General features: G+C 63.1%; 1 protein-coding gene. It reads right to left on the reverse strand.

Annotated elements, in window-relative coordinates; all coding sequences use genetic code 11:
- Positions 1 to 299: 299 nt before the first annotated feature.
- A complete protein-coding gene (locus tag OX89_RS12740) occupies positions 300 to 1,331 on the reverse strand; it encodes an IS110 family transposase (RefSeq protein ID WP_047350878.1) in 1,032 nt (343 codons plus the stop codon).
- Positions 1,332 to 1,564: the final 233 nt, after the last annotated feature.

Consider the following 1,564-nt stretch of genomic DNA (forward strand, 5'->3'; position numbering starts at 1 on the left):
CTTGTATGGATGCCTCCCGGCAATGAGTAGTAACCCGCATCGCTGTGTGAAGAAGTCGGCTGCTGCCTTGTATCCGGCCTGTGGTATGGGTGCTGGGTTGCCCCTGCGGCCCACTGGCCCCGATGTAATCCGCTGACGAGCGCCTCATCTCCTTGACGGACTGTTGAAGTCCTGCAAGCCATTCAGGTTTGGCTCGTCCCGGTCTGACCTGTTTCACATCACTTCGCGTGTCGCTGCCTCATCGCCTTCAAAGGCTCACATACCCTTTCTTGGGTTGGGTTGATATTCAGCTACCTGCATCACGCCGCTTGCCGCCGGATGCTCTGGTAGCCCCGTTGGTAGTCCTGTTGCCGGGCCGTCACGGCCCAGATCGTTCGGGCCATCTTGGCCGCCTGCGCCACGATCACGACGTTGGCCGGCCTCCTGCCCTTGAGTTGCTCCAGCCACGGCCCAGGCTCCTTGGCATGCGTGAGCACCGAGCGCGCGCCGTGGATGAGCAAGGTGCGCAAGTAGGTGTCGCCCCGTTTGGAGATGCCCAGCAGATTGACCCGCCCGCCCGTGCCGCGCTGTTTGGGCACCAGGCCCAGCCAGGCGCAGAACTCGCGCGCCGACTTGAATGCCTTGGCCTGTCCCATCGTGGCGATCGCCGCGGTGGCCGTCAGCAGACCCACGCCCGGTATTTGCGCCACGCGCCTCATGTCCGTGTCAGCGCGCAGGACTGCGGTAAGCCGCACTTCCACGGCCTTGATGTCCGCGCCCAGTTGCTTGATGCGCTGCACCTGCTCGCGCAGGCTGTCGGCGACGTACTGCGGCATGGAATTGGCCAACGATTCCAAGGTGGCCTCGATCTCGCTGAACAGCGCATTCCTGCCTCGCGCGAACGTCGCACCAAACTCGTAGAGCAGGCCGCGCAGCGCATTGATCTGCATGACTTTCATCTTCATGAGCATCTCGCGCTGGCGGTGCAAGGTCAGCGTGGCCTGCTGCGCCAGGGTTTTCATGCCCACGAACTTGGTGCCCGGCTGCTGTACCGCCAGCCAGATGGCCCGTGCGTCGGTGGCGTCGGTCTTGTTGCCACTCACGAAGGGGCGCACGGCCTTGGCGTGGATCAGCCGCACGGTGTGGCCTTGCGCCGTCAGCTCTCGCGCCCAGTGGTGCGCGCCGCCGCAGGCTTCGATGCCGATGACACACGGCGCACGGTTGGCAAAGTGCTCCAGCACCTTGGCCCGCTTGAGCTGCAGGTTGACGATCTCGCCCGTGGCCATGTCCACGCTGTGGAACTGGAACACGCTCTTGGCGATGTCCAGGCCGATGACTTGCAGCCCACCCATCTGGCCGATGATTTGTCCTGCGCCTTGTGCTGAATTACGATGCATGATGGAGCCTTGCTGGTGTTTGTGAAGACCTCGGTCTATCACGCCATGGGCACTTTGATGCCGTATCCAGTCGAGGCTCCACCTTGTCCTGCGGACAAGCCAGCTTCCCGCAACGGCTACGCTGATCATCTCCGTGCTCCTGCTGCGATCGACTTCCCCGTGGGGAGGGAGGCATCCATTACATCTCC

The sequence above is a fragment of the Diaphorobacter sp. J5-51 genome (assembly GCF_001023515.1).
GTDB lineage: Bacteria > Pseudomonadota > Gammaproteobacteria > Burkholderiales > Burkholderiaceae_C > Diaphorobacter > Diaphorobacter nitroreducens.